The sequence below is a fragment of the Staphylococcus casei genome (assembly GCF_030294405.1).
Classification (GTDB): Bacteria; Bacillota; Bacilli; order Staphylococcales; family Staphylococcaceae; genus Staphylococcus; species Staphylococcus succinus.
The window spans coordinates 1,214,025-1,232,632 of the sequence record NZ_CP125718.1; the positions used below are offsets into that span (position 1 = coordinate 1,214,025).

Consider the following 18,608-nt stretch of genomic DNA (forward strand, 5'->3'; position numbering starts at 1 on the left):
GTAGGACGTTTACTTAGTAGACGGCTTGCATGTGTTTTTATATGCATTTAACAGGGTGGTATTAAATATAAAAAGCTGGAAGGTTTTCAATTAAGAAAATCTTCCAGCTTTTTTACGCTGTATATATAAAATAGCAGGTTCTTTGGGTGCAATTGTGTTATTAAATATTGTAGCTTGGTTCATTTACTATATCTAATTCTACATTTCGAACTAAATTGAAACCTTCGATGCTGTATAAGCTTTTAATTACATCTTCATTAACAGGGTGGTCAATAGATAGTACCATTAGAGCATTACCACCTTGATTTGTACGTCCTAAATGCATAGAAGCGATATTAATATTATATTCGCCTAAGATTTGTCCTGTATGTCCAACAATGCCTGGTTTGTCTGTATGGTTAACAACAAGTTGATATTGTTCAGGTTTAAAGTCTACAGGATAGTCATTGATACGTACAATTCTTGGACCATAGCCATTAAGTACAGTGGCACCGATAGTAATCTTAGTATCTTTATTGATTAAAGTTAACTCAATATAGTTACTAAAGCCGCGGTGTTTTGTATTCTTTTCAATGTTATAAGAAACACCTTGTTCATTAAGAAGGACTAATGCATTGATAAGGTTTACACGTTCACCAAGATCTTGGCGTAACACACCAGAAACGAGTGTTCTAGTTAATAAACTTGTGTCATCAAGTGCAATATCACCTTCATATTTAATTTGAAGTTCACGTGGTGCTTTTTCAAGTAATTGAATACCAACTTCACCTGTTAATTTTGTTAATTCGATATATGGTTTTAACTCATCGTTAATTTCGCTATAAGTCATTTTCGGAGCATTAATTGCGTTTAAGACATTACCATTTTCGAATATATCAATAATTTCATTAGCGACAGAAACTGCTACTTTTTCTTGTGCTTCGACTGTAGAAGCACCCAAGTGTGGGGTAACAATCACTTTGTCATGTTTAACAAGTGGTGATTCAGTTGCTGGTTCTGTTTCAAACACATCAATAGCAGCTGTTTGAATTTGATTATTGTCTAATGCTTTTAGTAATGCTTCTTCATCAATAATACCGCCACGTGCTACGTTAATAATTTGTAATGTAGGCTTAGCTTTTTCGAAAAATGCTTCTCCAACAATGCCTTTTGTTTTAGGTGTTAGTGGGGTATGAACAGTTACAAAGTCAGCTTGTTCAGCAATTTCTTCTACTGTTGCACGCGTTACGTTTAATTCTTTTGCTTTATCTTCAGATAAATAAGGGTCAAAAGCTAAAATATGCATACCGAAACTTTGTGCACGTTTCGCAACGCCTAAACCAATTCTACCTGCACCGATAACGCCAAGCGTTTTATTATAAAGTTCAGTCCCTCTAAATGTTTTACGATCCCATCTACCATCTTTTAATGATAGGTGAGCTTGAGGAATGTTACGTGCCATTGATAAAATCATTGCCATAGAATGTTCAGTCGCAGAAATAGTATTTCCATCTGGCGCATTAATAACGATGACACCATGTTTTGTAGCAGCATCTACATCAATATTATCGACACCTACGCCGGCTCTAGCGATAACTTTTAAGTTAGGTGCAGCTGCGATAATATCAGCAGTAACTTGTGTTTGACTTCTAACGATTAAACCTTCGAAATCCACAATTTTTTCAATTAATTCACGCTCATTTAATTCTGTATTTGTTTCAATTTCGAAGTCCTTATGGTCAAACAAACTTTTTAAACCTTCAGGTGAAATTGGATCAGAGACTAAAATTTTATACATATGCTTTTACGACCTCCATGTATTGTGTAATTGCTTTACCAATATAAGATTCATTTCTAAATTCTGATAATAAAATTTCTAAAGCAGAAACTACTTGTAAAATATCAAATGGTGAAATTTGTCCCATATGACCAATACGTAATATTTCTCCTTTAAGGTGACCTTGACCGCCAGCAATTGTGATAGAGAAACGATCTTTAAGTTCTTTCTTGATGAAGTTTAATTCATCTTTAGATTTAGGAATTAAAGCTGTAACAGTAGGTGAGGCAAACTCATCTTTAACAAGTAAGTCTAAGTCTAAAGCCTTAAGAGCTTGTCTTAAACCATCACGTATTGCATAGTGGCGTGCAATGACTTGTTCAAAGCCTTCTTCTTCAACTAACTTAGCATAAGCATTGACACCTCTAAATAATGAAACATTTGGGGTAAAAGGTGTTGAATGATCGGCTAATGATTTTAAATATTTGTTTAAGTCTAAATAGAATCGTGGTGTAGTCACTTGACTAAAGCGTTCTTTAGCACGATCATTATATGCTACGAATGCTAAGCCTGGGGGTAACATGATTGCTTTTTGACTACCAGAAATAAGGACGTCTATTTGATCGCGTTGTAAGTCAACGTCAACCGCACCGATACAACTCACGCCATCAACAACAAAATAAATGGATTCGTCATATGTTTTAAGTGCGTGACCTAATTCATTAATTGGATGAACAACAGCTGTTGATGTTTCACAATATTGACTATAAACAGCTGTAACAGTTGTATTTAGAGATTTTAAGAAATCGATGAAATCAGGGACATTTACAGCTTCTCCCCATTCAACTTCAAAAATATGTACATTATCATAATATGTTTCTGCTATTTGTTTAAAACGATTACCAAAAGCACCTGATACGATGATAACAATATCATCTTCAGGGTTAGCTATATTTAACATGCTAGCTTCTAAAGAGCTTGTACCACTTGATGTTAATATCATTACATCATTTTGTGCGCCGAATATTGGTTTAAGTGCACGAAACGCTTCTTCAGCAATTGTTTCAAAATCACTTGATCGATGGCCGACCATTGGTTCTTGTGTAGCGTGTAAAATTTGTTCTGGTACTGGTGTAGGTCCTGGTGTTAATAACAAAGGATGATAATATTTCATTTTGTAATTCCCCCATTGAGTAAGATTGTATAAGTTTAGCAAATTTTCAGACAATATAAAAGTGCAAAAGTTACAACTTATTGAAAATGAACACTATAAATCCAAGAATGTAAGGGCATACATCGTTATAGTGTCCACTTTTTAATAAACATAAAAAATTTTTAAAATTATTTTAAAATTGGTTCGATTTTTACAGAAACGTTACCTTTAATTGAATTTGAAATCATACAATTGTTATCTGCAACTTTTAATAATTTTTCTATTTTTTTGGATAGCATATCTCTTTGATCTTTTGAAACATATATTTCAGGATAGTGAGTGATGCTATCCATTCGGAATTTTGTCTGTTCAAATATGGCTGTACCAATAGAAGATTGTTGTATTTCAATATCTGTAAATCCAGCGCGTTCTAATACAGCAGCTAGTGAAATTATATAACAAGATGATGCAGCTGAAACGAGTAATTCGTCAGGATTTGTTCCTGTCCCATTACCACCTAAACCAGCAGGAATAGAAATCTGCTCATTTAATACATCGCCTTTAAGATTTCCTACCGATTCACGTCCCTCTGTCCAATGTGTATTGACTTTAAATTCATGTTGAACCATAACAATTGACCTCCAATTTATTTGTGATAACTTAAGTTTAGACGAACGTAAGAAATAAAGAAAGAGAGGCGTATTACGTCATGGCAATGAATCATGTTAATAGCAATATTACACTTATAGCACATCGTGGTATGGCTACAAATTATCCAGAAAATACATTAGTTGCTTTTGTAGCTGCGCTTTCAAGTAACGTTGATATATTGGAAATAGATATTCACAGAACTTCGGATGATTATCTTGTGATTATACATGATGATACAATTGATCGTACTTCTAATGGAAAGGGGAAAATAAAAGCTTCAACATTGGCTGCTTTGCAAACATATGACTATGGTTCATGGAAAGGCGATGTATTTTCCGGACAAACGCTAATGACATTGGATGAAGTACTTGCGTTAATAAAAGGGCAGCCACAAAAATTATTAATTGAAATAAAAAAACCACAACAATATCCTGGAATAGAACATGATATTATAAATAAATTAATAGCTTGGAAAATACCAAAAGATAAGGTGATTTTACAATCTTTTGATCAAAAAAGTATTAGGAAAATTTATGATATGAACGTTGGGTATCAGCTAGGTGTATTAATAAGTAAAAAGAAATATTGGTATAAATTACCTGATTTTAAGCAAATTGCTACATATGCAAATTATGTAAATCCACATTTTTCTTTAGTTAATCAAAAATTTATTACTACAGCACATAATTATCAATTAAGTGTTATGCCTTATACAGTAAACAATTATTCTGAAGCCATGGCACTGATTAAATTAGGTGTAGATGGTATTATTTCAGATAATCCTCATACGATTTTAAATAAAAATTTAAGCACTCAATAAAAGCTTAGAACGCCTTGTTAGGTGTTTCTAAGCTTTTAAATGTTATATTCAATTATTATTTAGCGTATGCGACTAAGGTTCAAGTTGAGACAAATCATTATCATGTTGGTTAACCCAATGCTTTTTGAGTAAACCCATAACATAGCAGTCGTTAAATTCACCCCATGCATAAAAATGTTCCTGCAAAGTACCTTCAATAATAAAATTCTGGTCCTTATAAATATGTACGGCTTTTTCATTGTTTACGTCTACAAATAAATATATTTTGTTGAGATTAAGTACAAGAAAAGCATAATCAATGGCCATTTTAAATGCACTTTTAGCATAACCTTTGCCACCAAATTGTGAATCTATAATGATTTGTATTTCGCAATTACTATGTATAAAGTTAATCTCCACTAATTCTACAACACCAATGCGTGTTTGTTCAGTCTCTATTATGAAACGGCGTTCAGATTCATCGTGCAGATGTTTTTTGTAAAGAGATTGAAGTTCGCTAAGTGACTGATAAGGTTCTTCAAACCAGTATGACATTATAGAATATTCGTTGTTTAAGTGATGTACAAAATCTAAATCTGTTTCTTCTAAAGCTCTAATAATCAAAGTTAACACTCCTTTACCTTTATATTTAGGATACGCAATTATATTATAAAAGTAAAATATTCATAAAATGAGTGTGAGTACTCGAATTTTATGAATAACTGATTTGTAATAGAAGAGGGAGAATACAAAAAAACAAGCATACCTTGTGAAAGGTATGCTTGTTTTGAAGACATAATGCTTATCTTGAATAGTACTCAACGATAAGTTGTTCATTAATTTCAGCAGGTAATTCACTACGTTCTGGAACGCGGATATATTTACCTTTTAAGTTGTCAGCATCAAATTCTAAGTACTCAGGTACAAAGTTATTGATTTCAACAGATTCAGCAATGATATCTAATTTTAAAGATTTCTCGCGAACTGTAATTTCTTGACCAGGTTTTAAAGTATATGATGGAATGTCTACACGTTTACCATCAACTTCAACGTGACCATGGTTAACTAATTGACGCGCTTGGCGACGAGTACGAGCTAAACCTAATGAATATACAACTGCATCTAAACGAGCAGCTAATAATTGCATGAAGCTTTCACCATGTACACCATGTTGGTTACCAGCAATTTCAAATGTGTTACGGAATTGTCTTTCAGTCATTCCGTATAAATAACGTAATTTTTGTTTCTCACGTAATTGTAATGCATATTCTGATAATTTTTTACGTTGGTTAGGACCGTGTTGGCCTGGAGCGTAAGGACGCTTCTCTAATTCTTTACCAGTACCACTTAATGAGATACCTAAACGACGTGATTTTTTCCAGTTCGAACCTCTGAATCGAGCCATAATAAGACTCCTCCTTTTTCTCTTTTGTTGTTATGAAAAAACAAAAAAGAGTGTTGTATGCTTATTTGGATATATTGTTTTATGTGTCCTCGCCTTTTAGCAACGGTTACACGGCACGTCCGCGTTGGGAACAACATAGAGCCAATTAATATACAACTGCTAATTTCGTTTATTCATACAAAGACCATTGTAACATGATATTGCAAAGTGTCAACAGTATATATCATAATTGTTGTAAAAGTACCTTTGTGGCTCTGTTATTTTATTTGCTGTTCGATAATTTTAACGATGTCTTCTAAGGCACGTTGATCGTTGTCTGAAAAGCGACCAGTGATAGGTGCATCGATATCGAGCACACCAATAATATCGTCGTTTTTATGAAGAGGGACTACAATTTCTGATTTACTATTGGCATCACATGCGATATGCCCGGGGAATGCGTGCACATCTTCCACAAGTTGTGTTTTATTTTCTGCAACAGCAGTACCACAGACACCTTTACCTATAGCGATATGAACACATGCGGGATGTCCTTGGAAAGGTCCAAGTATCAATTCATCATTTTCCTTTAAATAAAAGCCTACCCAGTTAATTTGATCTAACGAATCATTTAATAATGCGGAGACGTTGCTAAGAATGGCAATCAGATTTGATTCGTCTTCAATTAAACTAGCAACTTGCTTTTGTAATAAATTATAATTTGTTTCTTTTAGCTCTGACATTCATAAAACCTCACTTTTTACTTTTCATTTAGTATAAAGACTGTTTTAATAGTAATCAATCAAATGATTTGTAAGGGCTTTTTAAAGTAATGATGCTATACATATAATATATATAGATAGATTTGTTACGAGAATAAAAATATTCTTATCAATTCGTTCATTTTCTATTTTAATGAATAGGTGAATTACGTTATAATGAATAGTGATAAAATAGGAGGAGAAAACTTATGGCATTGTATATCATTTTAGCGATTATTGTCATTATACTGATTATAGTCGGTGTATTATTCTATATGCGTTCAAATAAAAGCCAAATGATAGAAAAGGCTGAAGAACGAAAATCAGAAGTTGAAAAATTACCGTATGACGAGAGTTTATCTCAATTATCTGATTTTACTTTAACAGGCGAAACTAAATCAACATACGATAGACTTAAACAATCGTCATTAGATAGTAAAAAACAATATTTAGCACCTGTTGAAGAAAAGATTCATAATGCAGAAGGTCTACTATACAAATTCAAATTTTCGCAAGCTGAAACTGAAGTTGATGAAGCACACGAACTGATGGATAAATATGAAGAGAATTATAAAACTTTGACTACTGATGTAGAAAAGATTAAAGGCCTACATAATGAAAACGATAAATTATACAATGAATGTAAAAATAATTATCGTGAAATGAAACGTGATGTCCTAGCAAACAGACATCAATTTGGTGAAGCTGCTGAACCACTTGAGCAAGAAATCGAATCATTTGTTCCAGAAATGGAAAATTATGAAGCATATAAAGAAGAGGGTAACTTTAACCAAGCACATGAACATATCAAAGTTTTACATGAAGATATGAACTTCTTGAAAAAAGATATGTCAGAAATTCCTGATTTAATTAAAGAAGCACAAAAAGAGTTGCCAGGTCAATTCCAAGACTTGAAATATGGTTGTAGAGATTTGAAAGTCGAAGGCTACGATTTAGATCATGTTAAAATAGATAGCACTTTGCAAACATTAAAGACTGAACTTAGCTTTGTAGAACCTATGATAAGTAGATTAGAACTAGATGAAGCTAATGATAAATTAAATAGTATTAACGATCGCCTTGATGAAATGTATGAACTCATCGAGCATGAGGTTAAAGCGAAAAACGACGTAGAAGAAACTAAAGAAGTGATTACAGACAATTTATTTAGAGCAAAAGAAATGAATTATACATTACAAACTGAAATTGAATATGTACGTGAAAATTATTATATTAATGAAAGCGACGTGCAAAATGTAAGACAGTTTGAAAATGAAATTCAGAATTTAATTACTGTTTATGATGACATTTTAAAAGAGATGGCTAAAACTGCAGTTCGATATAGTGAAGTTCAAGATAATCTCAAATACATTGAAGAACATGTGGCAGTCATTAATGATAAGCAAGAAAAATTACAAAATCATTTAATTCAACTTCGAGAAGACGAAGCTGAAGCTGAAGAAAATATTTTAAGAATCCAAAGTAAGAAAGAAGAAGTATATAGAAAATTATTGGCTTCTAATTTACCTAGTGTCCCAGAACGATTTATTATTATGAAAAATGAAATCGACTATGAAGTACGTGAAGTGAATAAGAAGTTTAGCGTACGCCCAATTCACGTCAAACAGTTAAAAGACAAAGTATCAAAAGTTGTGTTACAAATGAATAAATTTGAAGACGAAGCGACTGATGTACTTGTCAATGCAGTTTATGCTGAGAAACTTATTGAATACGGAAATCGCTATCGTAAAGAAAGTTCAAATATAGATAAAAGTCTTAATGAAGCAGAACGATTATTTAAAAATAATAGATATAAACGTTCAATTGAAATTTCTGAACAAGCTTTGGAAAGTGTAGAACCTGGAATTACAAAACAAATCGAATCTCAAGTTACAGCCTAACCAAGTATTGGGGTTCAAAATAGTAAATATAAGACACGAAATGATATTATTATTTCGTGTCTTTTCTTTTCTATAAAAGCGAGTATAATGCTTAAAGGTAAGTATTAAAAAACTGTGCTATTAAATATAAATCGATCATAGTATCTCATTGATTCTATATGTTAATATAAAAAGGAGTGGAAAACGTGATATATCTTGATAATGCTGCAACTACAAAGCCTAACCAAGACGTGTTAGATACGTATCTCAAAGTAAATCAATCATTATATTTCAATCCAAATAGTCCGCATCAGGCTGGTTTGCAAGCAGACCAATTATTACAACAAACTAAATCACAAATAAATGATATCTTAAACTTAAACCAAGCTTTTGATATCGTCTTTACAAGTGGGGCTACAGAATCTAATAATATTGCTTTAAAAGGTATTGCTTATAAGAAAAAAGCATTTGCTGATGAAATTATTACTTCTGTACTTGAACACCCTTCTGTATTAGAAGTTGTTCGTTCATTGGAATTAGAAGGTTTTAAAGTGAAATACGTTGATGTGACAAAGGAAGGGAAAGTTGATTTAAACCATTTAGCTAATTTAATGACAGATAGTGTAGGGCTAGTGACATGTATGCATGTGAACAACGTCATGGGACAAATACAACCTATTAGCGAAGTGGCTGAAATTGTACATCAATTCCCTAAAGCACATTTACATGTTGATGCAGTGCAAGCTATTGGTAAAATACCATTGATATTTGAAGGTGTTGATTCCATGAGCTTAAGTGGACATAAATTCCATGGTCTAAAAGGACAAGGTGTATTATTTGTTCGTAACATCCATCAAATACAACCTACGATTCATGGTGGAGGTCAAGAATTTGGTGTGAGAAGCGGAACGGTTAATTTGCCTATGGATATCGCTATCGTAAAAGCAATGAAGACCTCTGTACAACAAACGTCAGAGCTAAATAGAACTTTACATCAATTCAATAAAGATATATGTGATTATTTATCGCGTTTTCAAGGTGTTCAAATACATTCACCACAAGGTTCAGCGCCACATATACTTAATGTTGGTTTGCCAGGTGTTAAAGGTGAAGTGTTGGTTAATGCATTTTCAAAACATGATATTATGTTATCGACGACAAGCGCATGTTCCTCTAAAAAAGCAAGCTTAAATGAAGTGTTACTAGCAATGGGTATACCAGTGAAACAAATCGAAGGCAGTATCCGCATATCCATGGGTGGTCATACTACTCATGAACATATTGAAATATTTAAAGATAAGTTTGATAAAGTATATGAAGAAGTAAGGGAGTTGTTAAGATGATTTATGATCACCTATTAGTAAGGTACGGCGAATTAACGTTAAAAGGTGCAAATCGTAAAATGTTTGTGAATCAATTACGATCAAATGTTAAACGTTCATTAATGCCACTACAAGGTTATAAAGTAAAGGCAAATAGAGATAGAATGTACATTGAGTTAGATGAAGGGGCAGACATAGACGAAATGTGTCATAGACTGAAACAGGTTTTTGGTATTTATTCTATTAGTCCTGTATTAAAAATAGAAAAGACAATAGAGGCAGCTAAAGCTCAAGCAGTCGAATTTGCAAAAGATTATGCAGAAGGCGACACGTTTAAAATTGATGTTAAGCGCTCCGATAAAAATTTCCCTTATGATACTTATCAATTACAAAGAGAAATTGGGGGAGCTGTCTTAAGTGAAGTGGAACATCTTTCTGTAGACGTACATCACCCTCATCATAATATCAAAGTGGAAGTTCGTTTAGATGCGATTTATGTTTACGATAAAGTGATTCATGGCGCTGGCGGCTTACCAGTTGGTACAGGCGGTAAAACGTTACTTATGTTATCGGGTGGCATTGACTCACCAGTAGCGGGTATGGAAGTGATGCGTAGAGGTGTTACAATTGAAGCTATTCATTTCCATAGTCCTCCATTTACAAGTGAAAAAGCCAAAGAAAAAGTGATTGAATTAACACGTATTTTATCATCTCATGTAGGGCCGATTAAATTGCATATCGTGCCGTTTACGAATTTACAAAAGCAAATCAATAAAGTTGTTCATGAACGTTATACAATGACTTCTACACGACGTATGATGATGCGCGTAGCTGATCAATTTGTTCATCAAATTGACGCACATGCTATTGTAAATGGTGAGAATCTAGGACAAGTAGCGAGTCAAACGCTGAAAAGTATGTATGCGATTAATCACGTTACTTCTACGCCAGTATTACGTCCTTTATTAACCTTTGATAAAGAAGAAATCGTTAAAAAAGCAAAAGCTATAGGTACATTTGATGTATCTATTCAACCATACGAAGATTGTTGTACAATCTTTACACCCAAAAATCCAGTCACTGAACCTAATTTTGAAAAAGTTGAAAAATATGAAAATGTCTATGACTTTGATGAATTAATCCAAGAAGCGGTAGAGGGCATAGAAACGTTAACGATTTCAAAAGATTATCAGAGTGAAAAAGATACAGCCACGCAAGCTTTAGCAGATGATTTATTTTAAAAGAACTATAAATTAAAATCATGTATTTGATTGAACTTGTGAATCTATAGACATTTATTAATTTGAAATCATATTAATAAATGACATGGTTGAAATAGAAAAGGGTGACGTGATGTTAGAGTGGGATACTTCAATAGTAATTATTGTCATATTACTTGGCTTTCTGGCTGCATTTATTGATGCAGTCGTCGGTGGAGGTGGATTGATATCTATTCCAGCACTATTAGCAGTAGGTATGTCGCCATCAATGGCATTAGGAACTAATAAATTAGCGAGTGCGTTTGGTTCTATGACCAGCGCATTTCGTTTTCTGAGGTCTGGTAATGTCGATTTAAAACTTGTCGGTAAATTATTTCCATTTATCTTTTTAATGGCAATAGGTGGTGCGAGTATTGCAACATTTTTGCCATCAGAATTATTAAAACCGGTAGTTATCATAGTATTAACATTAGTCATGATTTATACATTAATGAAAAAAGACTGGGGCAGTGTGCGTACATTTTCTAAATTATCAATTGGAAAAGCAATATTATTTATTGCTTTAATGTGCTTAATTGGATTTTATGACGGTTTCCTTGGTGGAGGCACGGGTTCATTCATGCTTTTTGTATTACTCATGTTTGGTTTTGATTTTCTTGGTGCGGCAGGTAATGCAAAGGTGTTGAATTTTGCATCTAATTTAGGCGCGTTAATATTATTTATCTTTTTACATCAAGTGGACTATTTTTATGGTTTAATAATGGCGGCAAGTATGATTTGTGGCTCATACGTAGGTGCTATGTTTGCAATTAAAAAAGGCGTGGGTTATGTAAAAACATTATTTATAGTTGTTACAGCAATATTGATATTAAAAAATACATATGACTATGTCATGCAATTAATTTAAAAACTAGGATATCATGCCATACATTTTAAAGAGAAGCCAATTAGAATTTTAAAATCTAATTGGCTTTTTAATTTGTTAATAAATAAGTCGTATTTAATAGTGTGATATAGATTTGTGCTTATTTTATATTAAATCTCTGTAAATATATACACAACATAAATAATTATGTTTAAATTAATATGACTATACATTTAAATTTAAATCTTAGGAGTGTTTAAAAATGTCAAAGAAAAGAATAGTTGCGATTATCATAGCAGTGGTAATTGTATTAGGTGGAATTGTGATGAGTTCTATCTCATCCGTGGTGTCCTCACTATTTAGTGATACATCCTCCTCAACAATAGATCCATTTACTGAAACGATTGAACAAGAAGGTGATTCTAATAAACGTATAGCGCATTTAACGTTAAATGGAGAAATTACTGAGGGTTCAGGTGGCGGTATGTTTGAAAGCAGTGGGTATAACCATGACGCATTTTTAAAGCAATTAGAAAATGTGAAAAAAGATGACACGGTCAAAGGCATGTTGTTATCGGTAAATACACCTGGCGGAGGGTCATACCCAAGCGACGAAATTTATAAAAAAATCAAAGAAATCAAGCAACATGGTAAAGAAGTTTATGTACATATGGGAAGCATGGCTGCCTCAGGTGGATATTATATTTCTGCACCTGCCGATAAAATTTACGCCGGCCCTCAGTCTCTAACGGGTTCTATTGGTGTTATTATGTCAAATGTAGATTATTCTGGCTTGCAAAAGAAATTAGGCATTAAAGAAAATGTGATTAAATCAGGAGAACATAAAGATATTTTAAGTAGTTCTAGAGCGATGACAGATGATGAAAGAGATATTTTACAATCTGCATTAAATGATAGTTTCGATCGCTTTGTTACAATAGTGAAAGATGGTAGAGACATGCCAGAAAGTAAAGTTAGAAAATTGGCTGATGGACGTATTTACAGTGCACAACAAGCTGAAAAAAATGGTCTGATTGACGAAATTGGTTATGAAGATAAGACGCTAAAAGCATTGAAAAATGACATTCATTCAAAAAATGCGGAAGTCTTTGAATATAGTGAAGAAGGCGGTTTATTCTCTTCTATATTTAAAACGAAAACAAATTTAACTCATTTTACGAATGAATTCAAAAGTTTAAAATCAGTAATAAATAATGATACAAAAGCACGACCAATGTATCTTTATGAAGGTTAGGTGGAATTATGGAGAATTTAAAAAATGAGCCATTACAACATTCAGAGAAAGATATTGTTACTGAGCGTTCAGAGACTGAGTCCATGTATCATAATCAATTGGTAAAAGCGCTTTATGCAGGCTTTGGTATAAGATTCTGTAGTTTTATTATAGATTTACTGATTGTCTTTGGTATTCATAGCATAATATTAAAGCCAATCTATACTTTGACACATATAGATACGGTTAAGTTATGGATTGATTATTTTAGTATTGGTCATCTGTTAGACGCGATTGTCTTTTACCTGTATTTTATATTATTAACTAAATATTTCAAACAAACGATTGGAAAAATGATATGTAATATTAGAGTGGAACGTATAGATAGACAGTCATTAACATGGGGCGATGTATTGTTTAGAGAATGGATAGGGCGTATTATTAGTGGTGTCTTTGGTAATTTACCATACCTAGTCACCATATTTACGAATAAACACAGAGGAATTCATGATTATTTCGCTGGCACTGTCGTAATTAAAAATAAATTAGAAGATTTGTTCTATTTAAAGTAATTCAACACATTTTCAAGTAAGAAAGTTTTAAAAAATGAGCTTAACCAGTTATAATGAACGATGTAAGCACTTAATATAGGAGGCGTTCACATGGCGCAAATTACATTTAAACAAGAACCAGTTACATTATTAGGATCGCAAGTAAAAGAGGGAGAAACAGCTCCGGATTTTACAGTGTTAGACAATGATTTAAATCAAGTTAATTTATCAACTTATGATGGTCAAAAGAAATTGATTAGTGTTGTGCCATCTATAGATACAGGTGTGTGTGATCAACAAACACGTAAATTTAACGAAGAAGCAGCACAAGAAGAAGGTGTTGTATTAACCGTTTCTGCTGACTTACCATTTGCACAAAAAAGATGGTGTGCATCAAATGGTTTAGACAACGTAATCACTTTAAGTGACCACAAAGACCTTTCATTTGGAGGCAATTACGGTGTGGTTATGGAAGAATTACGTTTATTAGCACGTTCAGTGTTTGTTTTAGATAAAAATAATAAAGTAGTTTATACTGAAATTGTTTCAGAAGGAACTGATTTCCCAGATTTTGAAGCTGCTTTAGAAGCTTATCGCAATATTTAATTTAAATATATGTTCGATTGATTAACTTGTCACTTCGATGAATTATAGTGAAACAATCAAACAGTATCATTGACATTATAAAGTATACTGTCCATAATTATTTGGTAATGTAAGTTAGAGAGAGCTAACTTAATTTCAAACGGATTATGGACAGTTTTTTTAGAAAGGACTATTAGATGACACAAGAAGAAACAGTAATGGAGAAGTTATTTAAAACACTCGATGAAAAAGCAAAAGCTTTAAATGAAGATAATGGACAAAGTTTTATTGAAAACTTAGGTTTAGCAATGGAGCATGTTTATACAAGTGAAAGAGATTTGCTAGAACAAGCTACACTACAAGATAGAAGAAAAGCATTTCAATTTTCCTACTTAAGTTTACTACAACAAGAAGAAATTCAAGCCAACCATCAAATTACACCAGATTCAATCGGTTTAATTTTAGGATTTCTTGTGAAACGTTTCTTAAAAGATAAAGAAGAATTGCATATCGCTGACATGGCTAGTGGTGCAGGACATCTTAGTGCCTCAGTACACGAAGTATTATCAGAACAAAAGATTATGCACCATCTCGTAGAGGTAGATCCGGTACTTTCAAGAGTAAGTGTTCATTTAGCCAACTTTTTAGAAATACCTTTTGATGTTTATCCTCAAGATGCAATTATGCCATTACCTTTTGAAGATGCAGAGGTAGTAGTTGGAGACTTGCCAATTGGTTATTATCCAGTTGATGAAAGAAGTCAACAAATGGCATTAGGTTTTGAAGAGGGGCATAGTTTTTCACACTTCTTATTGATTGAACAAGCTGTTACAGCATTGAAAAAATCTGGTTATGCATTCTTAGTGGTACCTAGTAACATATTTGAAGGTTCAAATGTGAAACAGTTACAAAATTTCATTGCTACAGAAACAGAAATGCAGGCATTTTTAAATTTACCTTCTACACTTTTCAAAAATGAAAAAGCGCGCAAATCAATACTAGTATTACAGAAAAAAGAAACTAATGTAACTAAGCCAGTTGAAGTATTGTTGGCAAATATTCCAGATTTCAAAAGTCCGCAACAATTCCAAGGTTTTTTACAAGATTTAAATACATGGATGGATCAAAATCATCCACAAAATTAAACTGTAATATTCTTGAATTCATACTGTATTAATGATTAAATAGATATGGATATTAAAACTTAATTAAAAATGGAGGCATTAGGCTTATGTCAAAATTAATTTTGGCCATTAACGCTGGTAGTTCATCTTTGAAATTTCAACTTATTGAAATGCCGGAAGAGAAAATTGTTACTAAAGGACTAATTGAAAGAATTGGATTGAAGGATTCTATTTTTACTATTGACGTAAATGGAGAGAAAAACACTGAAATAAATGATATTGCAAATCATGAAGATGCTGTAAATATTATGCTTGAAAGCTTTAAAAATCATGGGATTATTGAAAGTATTTATGACATTGATGGTACGGGTCATCGTGTCGTTCATGGTGGAGAATTATTCCCTAACTCTGCTTTTGTTACTGATGAAGTTGAAAAACAAATTGAATCATTAAGCGAGTTAGCGCCATTACACAACCCTGCAAACTTAATGGGTATTCGTGCATTCCGTAAACTATTACCAGATATTCCACATGTGGCTGTCTTTGATACTTCTTTCCATCAAACGATGCCAGAGAAATCTTTCTTATATAGTTTACCTTACCAATATTATGAAGAGTATGGCATTCGTAAATATGGTTTCCATGGTACAAGTCATAAGTATGTGTCACAACGTGCGGCTGAAATCTTAGGTAAACCAGTAGAAGAATTACGTATTATTTCTTGTCATATTGGTAATGGTGCATCTATAGCAGCTATTGATGGTGGGGAATCTGTAGATACTTCTATGGGATTCACACCATTGGCAGGTGTAACAATGGGCACACGTTCAGGTAATATTGACCCTGCATTAATTCCATTTATTATGGAAAAAACAGGTAAAAATGCTGAAGAAGTACTCAATACCTTAAATAAAGAGTCTGGTTTATTAGGTATTTCAGGTACTTCAAGTGATTTAAGAGATATTATTGAAGAAGCTAAAGAAGGTAAAGAAAGAGCACAATTAGCAGTCGATGTCTTTGCCTCTCGTATTCATAAATATATTGGTTCTTATGCGACGCGTATGCATGGTGTGGATGTTATTGTCTTCACTGCTGGTGTTGGAGAAAACTCTGATCCGGTAAGAGCAAAAGTACTTGAAGGTTTAGAATTTATGGGTGTTTATTGGGATGCTAAGAAAAATGAAGCAATCCATGGCGAGGAAGGCTTTATTAACTATCCTCATTCACCAGTCAAAGTTATTGTCATACCTACGAATGAAGAAGTGATGATAGCACGCGATGTTGTAAATTTTGGAAACGTAAAATAATTCATTCATGAATTAAAAAAGACTTACACATTTTTACGATGTGTAAGTCTTTTTATATTATAGAGTCTAGTTAATTTTTTTCTGTCATCACTTCGAAAGCTAATAGCTCTGTTTTTTGTGTTTTATTAAAATTATTATCAACTATTAACACTAAACTATCATTTCCGTTTGGAAGTTTTTTACCAAATGTCATACCTTCAATATTATCTACTTTTTTAATGTCATGATGATTTAAATTAGCAATTAATTCTTTTTTTAGCGGTTTTACATTAGCGTGTTTGAGGGATATTTGATTTTTTATATCTGTACCTTTATTAGTGTTTATTTTATAAATACGTACAAAATTTTTGTAGGAACCATCGTCGGATTGAACACTTGCGCGTTCCAAAGTTAAAAATTCATGATCGTTAATTGCTAACATTTCTGAAATACCATTATCTGCAGGTTTGCCTTTGCCAGGCTTCTCTGGTACAGCGTCAAGAGGGTAAGCAAATTCAGATAAAATATTGCCTTTGCGATCGTATTGGGTGATTCTAGATAATGCTCCAGATTCAGGTGTTGATGGTGCGCCATCTTGTATGAGTGGCCCCTCCATTGAAGTCCACAGGGTTTGTCCATTATTCGAAAATGTACTGCCCTCTAGTGCGAGGTTATTGCGAAAGCCTTTCTTTGCGTGGTGGTCCATTTTAATTGTATTATTAATTGGAATGTCGGATAAGTAGTTACCATTGGTTGTCGCTAGTCTAATAAATGGATTTAAAGCAAGAGAACGATCTCCTTCGCTTGTATACATAATTTGATTGTGAAGTGGATCAATACGTATCGATTCAGCGTCAACAACATGACCTGTTTGTTTCTCTTTATATTGTGCTTTATTTGGGTAGGTACTGTTTGAGTGTATGAACTTTAGTGAATTTGACATTTTTAAATGTGTCATTATTATAATTCATTTTCGCTTCATAAAATCGAGCGGGATTTTGTTCTGATCGATCATCGCTAATTACTAACCACTTATTATTTTGTGGATTATATGTAATACCTGATAGTCCGCCAATTGTAGTTTCTTTATATGTTTGATTGTAGGGTATCGTTTTAGTATCTATGAGTTTCATACGATCTACATTATGCGATATAGATTGGTTTTGTGCTAAAGCATTATCGGCATGTAAAGTGAAAGGTGAGACTGAAAACGCTATTAATCCAATGATCAATGATTTATTATATAAATTCATGAATGTTTTGTGCTCCTCTCTTTAATAGGGGTGAATTTAATCATAAACGTTGCATATGAAGTGCATATAAACTTTTCATTACGGCTCTGTTAAATATATTAAATAGAGGCAGTAAGTGTGTATGTCGTAGCTATTAAATGAGTTGTTAATACACTGTCATTATTTGAAGTTTGAATTTAACACATAAAAAAACAAACCAAAGGCTATGATATAGCTTTTGGTTTGTTTATATTCTAAGAATAGTTTTGTAAGAAGGTGAGACTTTCTTACAGAGCTAAACTTAATGTGCTTGATATTGTGATCTTAATTTATCTGTCGCTACTTGTGGTTCGAAATCTTCTGGGATTTCCTCAGTACGTACGACTAATACATCACAAGGAGAATGACGTACAATAGCTTCTGAAACTGAGCCAACAATGAATCTTTCTACTGCATTCAAACCAGAAGTACCACACATAATTAAATCTGCGCCAACATCTGTTGCTAGTTTTTTTGGAATAATTGCTTTTGGTGAACCAAATTCTAAGCGTGTTTCAACATTTTTAACACCAGAATTTGTTGCAACTTCTTTGTAGCCTTTCAACAAATCTTCAGAGAAATTTTTAGATTTCTCAGTGAATTGTGCATCGTAAACCTCGTATGAAGAATAAGTTCTGGAATCAATTACGTTGACAACTGTTAGTTTTGCTTCGTTACGTTTTGCTACATCTACTGCTTTGTTAAATGCCCATTCCGCTTCATGTGATCCATCTACTGCTATTAAAATATTTTTATAAGTTAGCAT

General features: G+C 32.9%; 19 protein-coding genes. 10 read left to right on the forward strand and 9 right to left on the reverse strand.

Going from position 1 to position 18,608, the window contains the following annotated elements:
- Positions 1 to 160: 160 nt before the first annotated feature.
- The 3 genes from serA to QMO72_RS05930 form a co-directional block, all read right to left on the reverse strand.
- Entirely contained in the window at positions 161 to 1,777 is a 1,617-nt protein-coding gene (gene serA, locus QMO72_RS05920; protein ID WP_069823821.1) for a phosphoglycerate dehydrogenase, read from the reverse strand.
- Positions 1,770 to 2,930, reverse strand: a complete 1,161-nt coding sequence (locus tag QMO72_RS05925; protein WP_073504212.1) for a pyridoxal-phosphate-dependent aminotransferase family protein — start codon at positions 2,928 to 2,930, stop codon at positions 1,770 to 1,772. The genes serA and QMO72_RS05925 overlap by 8 nt, the downstream gene beginning before the upstream one ends.
- A gap of 167 nt (positions 2,931 to 3,097) precedes the next feature.
- Positions 3,098 to 3,538: an SACOL1771 family peroxiredoxin gene (locus QMO72_RS05930; RefSeq protein ID WP_103267712.1), complete on the reverse strand. Its 441-nt coding sequence runs from the start codon at positions 3,536 to 3,538 to the stop codon at positions 3,098 to 3,100.
- An 80-nt stretch (positions 3,539 to 3,618) separates the two neighbouring features.
- On the opposite strand from QMO72_RS05930, the gene QMO72_RS05935 reads away from it, so the two are divergent.
- Entirely contained in the window at positions 3,619 to 4,380 is a 762-nt protein-coding gene (locus QMO72_RS05935) for a glycerophosphodiester phosphodiesterase (protein ID WP_103267713.1), read from the forward strand.
- Between the two features lie 72 nt (positions 4,381 to 4,452).
- Here QMO72_RS05935 and QMO72_RS05940 read toward each other — a convergent pair whose 3' ends face one another.
- The 3 genes from QMO72_RS05940 to QMO72_RS05950 form a co-directional block, all read right to left on the reverse strand.
- Complete coding sequence (locus QMO72_RS05940) at positions 4,453 to 4,983, reverse strand: GNAT family N-acetyltransferase (protein ID WP_103267714.1); 531 nt, start codon at positions 4,981 to 4,983, stop codon at positions 4,453 to 4,455.
- Between the two features lie 178 nt (positions 4,984 to 5,161).
- The gene (gene rpsD / locus QMO72_RS05945; RefSeq protein ID WP_046836709.1) at positions 5,162 to 5,764 is read right to left on the reverse strand and encodes a 30S ribosomal protein S4; all 603 of its coding nucleotides are present in this window, start codon (positions 5,762 to 5,764) and stop codon (positions 5,162 to 5,164) included.
- Positions 5,765 to 6,021: 257 nt separating this feature from the next.
- Positions 6,022 to 6,486, reverse strand: a complete 465-nt coding sequence (locus tag QMO72_RS05950) for a GAF domain-containing protein (protein WP_069823826.1) — start codon at positions 6,484 to 6,486, stop codon at positions 6,022 to 6,024.
- A 227-nt stretch (positions 6,487 to 6,713) separates the two neighbouring features.
- On the opposite strand from QMO72_RS05950, the gene ezrA reads away from it, so the two are divergent.
- From ezrA to QMO72_RS05995, 9 genes are all read left to right on the forward strand, one after another.
- Positions 6,714 to 8,405, forward strand: coding sequence for a septation ring formation regulator EzrA (gene ezrA / locus QMO72_RS05955; RefSeq protein WP_103267993.1), 1,692 nt, complete (start codon positions 6,714 to 6,716; stop codon positions 8,403 to 8,405).
- 185 nt (positions 8,406 to 8,590) lie between these two features.
- Positions 8,591 to 9,727, forward strand: a complete 1,137-nt coding sequence (locus tag QMO72_RS05960; protein WP_103267992.1) for a cysteine desulfurase family protein — start codon at positions 8,591 to 8,593, stop codon at positions 9,725 to 9,727.
- Complete coding sequence (gene thiI, locus QMO72_RS05965) at positions 9,724 to 10,947, forward strand: tRNA uracil 4-sulfurtransferase ThiI (protein WP_103267991.1); 1,224 nt, start codon at positions 9,724 to 9,726, stop codon at positions 10,945 to 10,947. The genes QMO72_RS05960 and thiI overlap by 4 nt, the downstream gene beginning before the upstream one ends.
- A 112-nt stretch (positions 10,948 to 11,059) precedes the next feature.
- Positions 11,060 to 11,833, forward strand: coding sequence for a sulfite exporter TauE/SafE family protein (locus QMO72_RS05970; protein ID WP_103267990.1), 774 nt, complete (start codon positions 11,060 to 11,062; stop codon positions 11,831 to 11,833).
- A gap of 220 nt (positions 11,834 to 12,053) precedes the next feature.
- Positions 12,054 to 13,046 (forward strand): signal peptide peptidase SppA, encoded by a 993-nt coding sequence (gene sppA / locus QMO72_RS05975; protein ID WP_103267989.1) that lies wholly within the window; start codon positions 12,054 to 12,056, stop codon positions 13,044 to 13,046.
- 8 nt (positions 13,047 to 13,054) lie between these two features.
- Positions 13,055 to 13,597: an RDD family protein gene (locus QMO72_RS05980; RefSeq protein ID WP_103267988.1), complete on the forward strand. Its 543-nt coding sequence runs from the start codon at positions 13,055 to 13,057 to the stop codon at positions 13,595 to 13,597.
- Positions 13,598 to 13,687: 90 nt separating this feature from the next.
- A complete protein-coding gene (gene tpx / locus QMO72_RS05985) occupies positions 13,688 to 14,182 on the forward strand; it encodes a thiol peroxidase (RefSeq protein ID WP_046836701.1) in 495 nt (164 codons plus the stop codon).
- 176 nt (positions 14,183 to 14,358) lie between these two features.
- Positions 14,359 to 15,306 carry a class I SAM-dependent methyltransferase gene (locus QMO72_RS05990; RefSeq protein WP_046836700.1) on the forward strand — a complete coding sequence of 316 codons (948 nt, stop codon included), beginning with the start codon at positions 14,359 to 14,361 and terminating at the stop codon, positions 15,304 to 15,306.
- A gap of 86 nt (positions 15,307 to 15,392) precedes the next feature.
- Complete coding sequence (locus tag QMO72_RS05995; protein ID WP_103267987.1) at positions 15,393 to 16,592, forward strand: acetate kinase; 1,200 nt, start codon at positions 15,393 to 15,395, stop codon at positions 16,590 to 16,592.
- A 70-nt stretch (positions 16,593 to 16,662) separates the two neighbouring features.
- On the opposite strand, the gene QMO72_RS06000 is transcribed toward QMO72_RS05995, so the two are convergent.
- From QMO72_RS06000 to QMO72_RS06010, 3 genes are all read right to left on the reverse strand, one after another.
- The gene (locus tag QMO72_RS06000; RefSeq protein WP_286093256.1) at positions 16,663 to 17,514 is read right to left on the reverse strand and encodes an esterase-like activity of phytase family protein; all 852 of its coding nucleotides are present in this window, start codon (positions 17,512 to 17,514) and stop codon (positions 16,663 to 16,665) included.
- Positions 17,465 to 17,824, reverse strand: a complete 360-nt coding sequence (locus QMO72_RS06005; protein ID WP_286093257.1) for an esterase-like activity of phytase family protein — start codon at positions 17,822 to 17,824, stop codon at positions 17,465 to 17,467. The genes QMO72_RS06000 and QMO72_RS06005 overlap by 50 nt, the downstream gene beginning before the upstream one ends.
- A gap of 280 nt (positions 17,825 to 18,104) precedes the next feature.
- Entirely contained in the window at positions 18,105 to 18,608 is a 504-nt protein-coding gene (locus QMO72_RS06010) for a universal stress protein (protein WP_069823835.1), read from the reverse strand.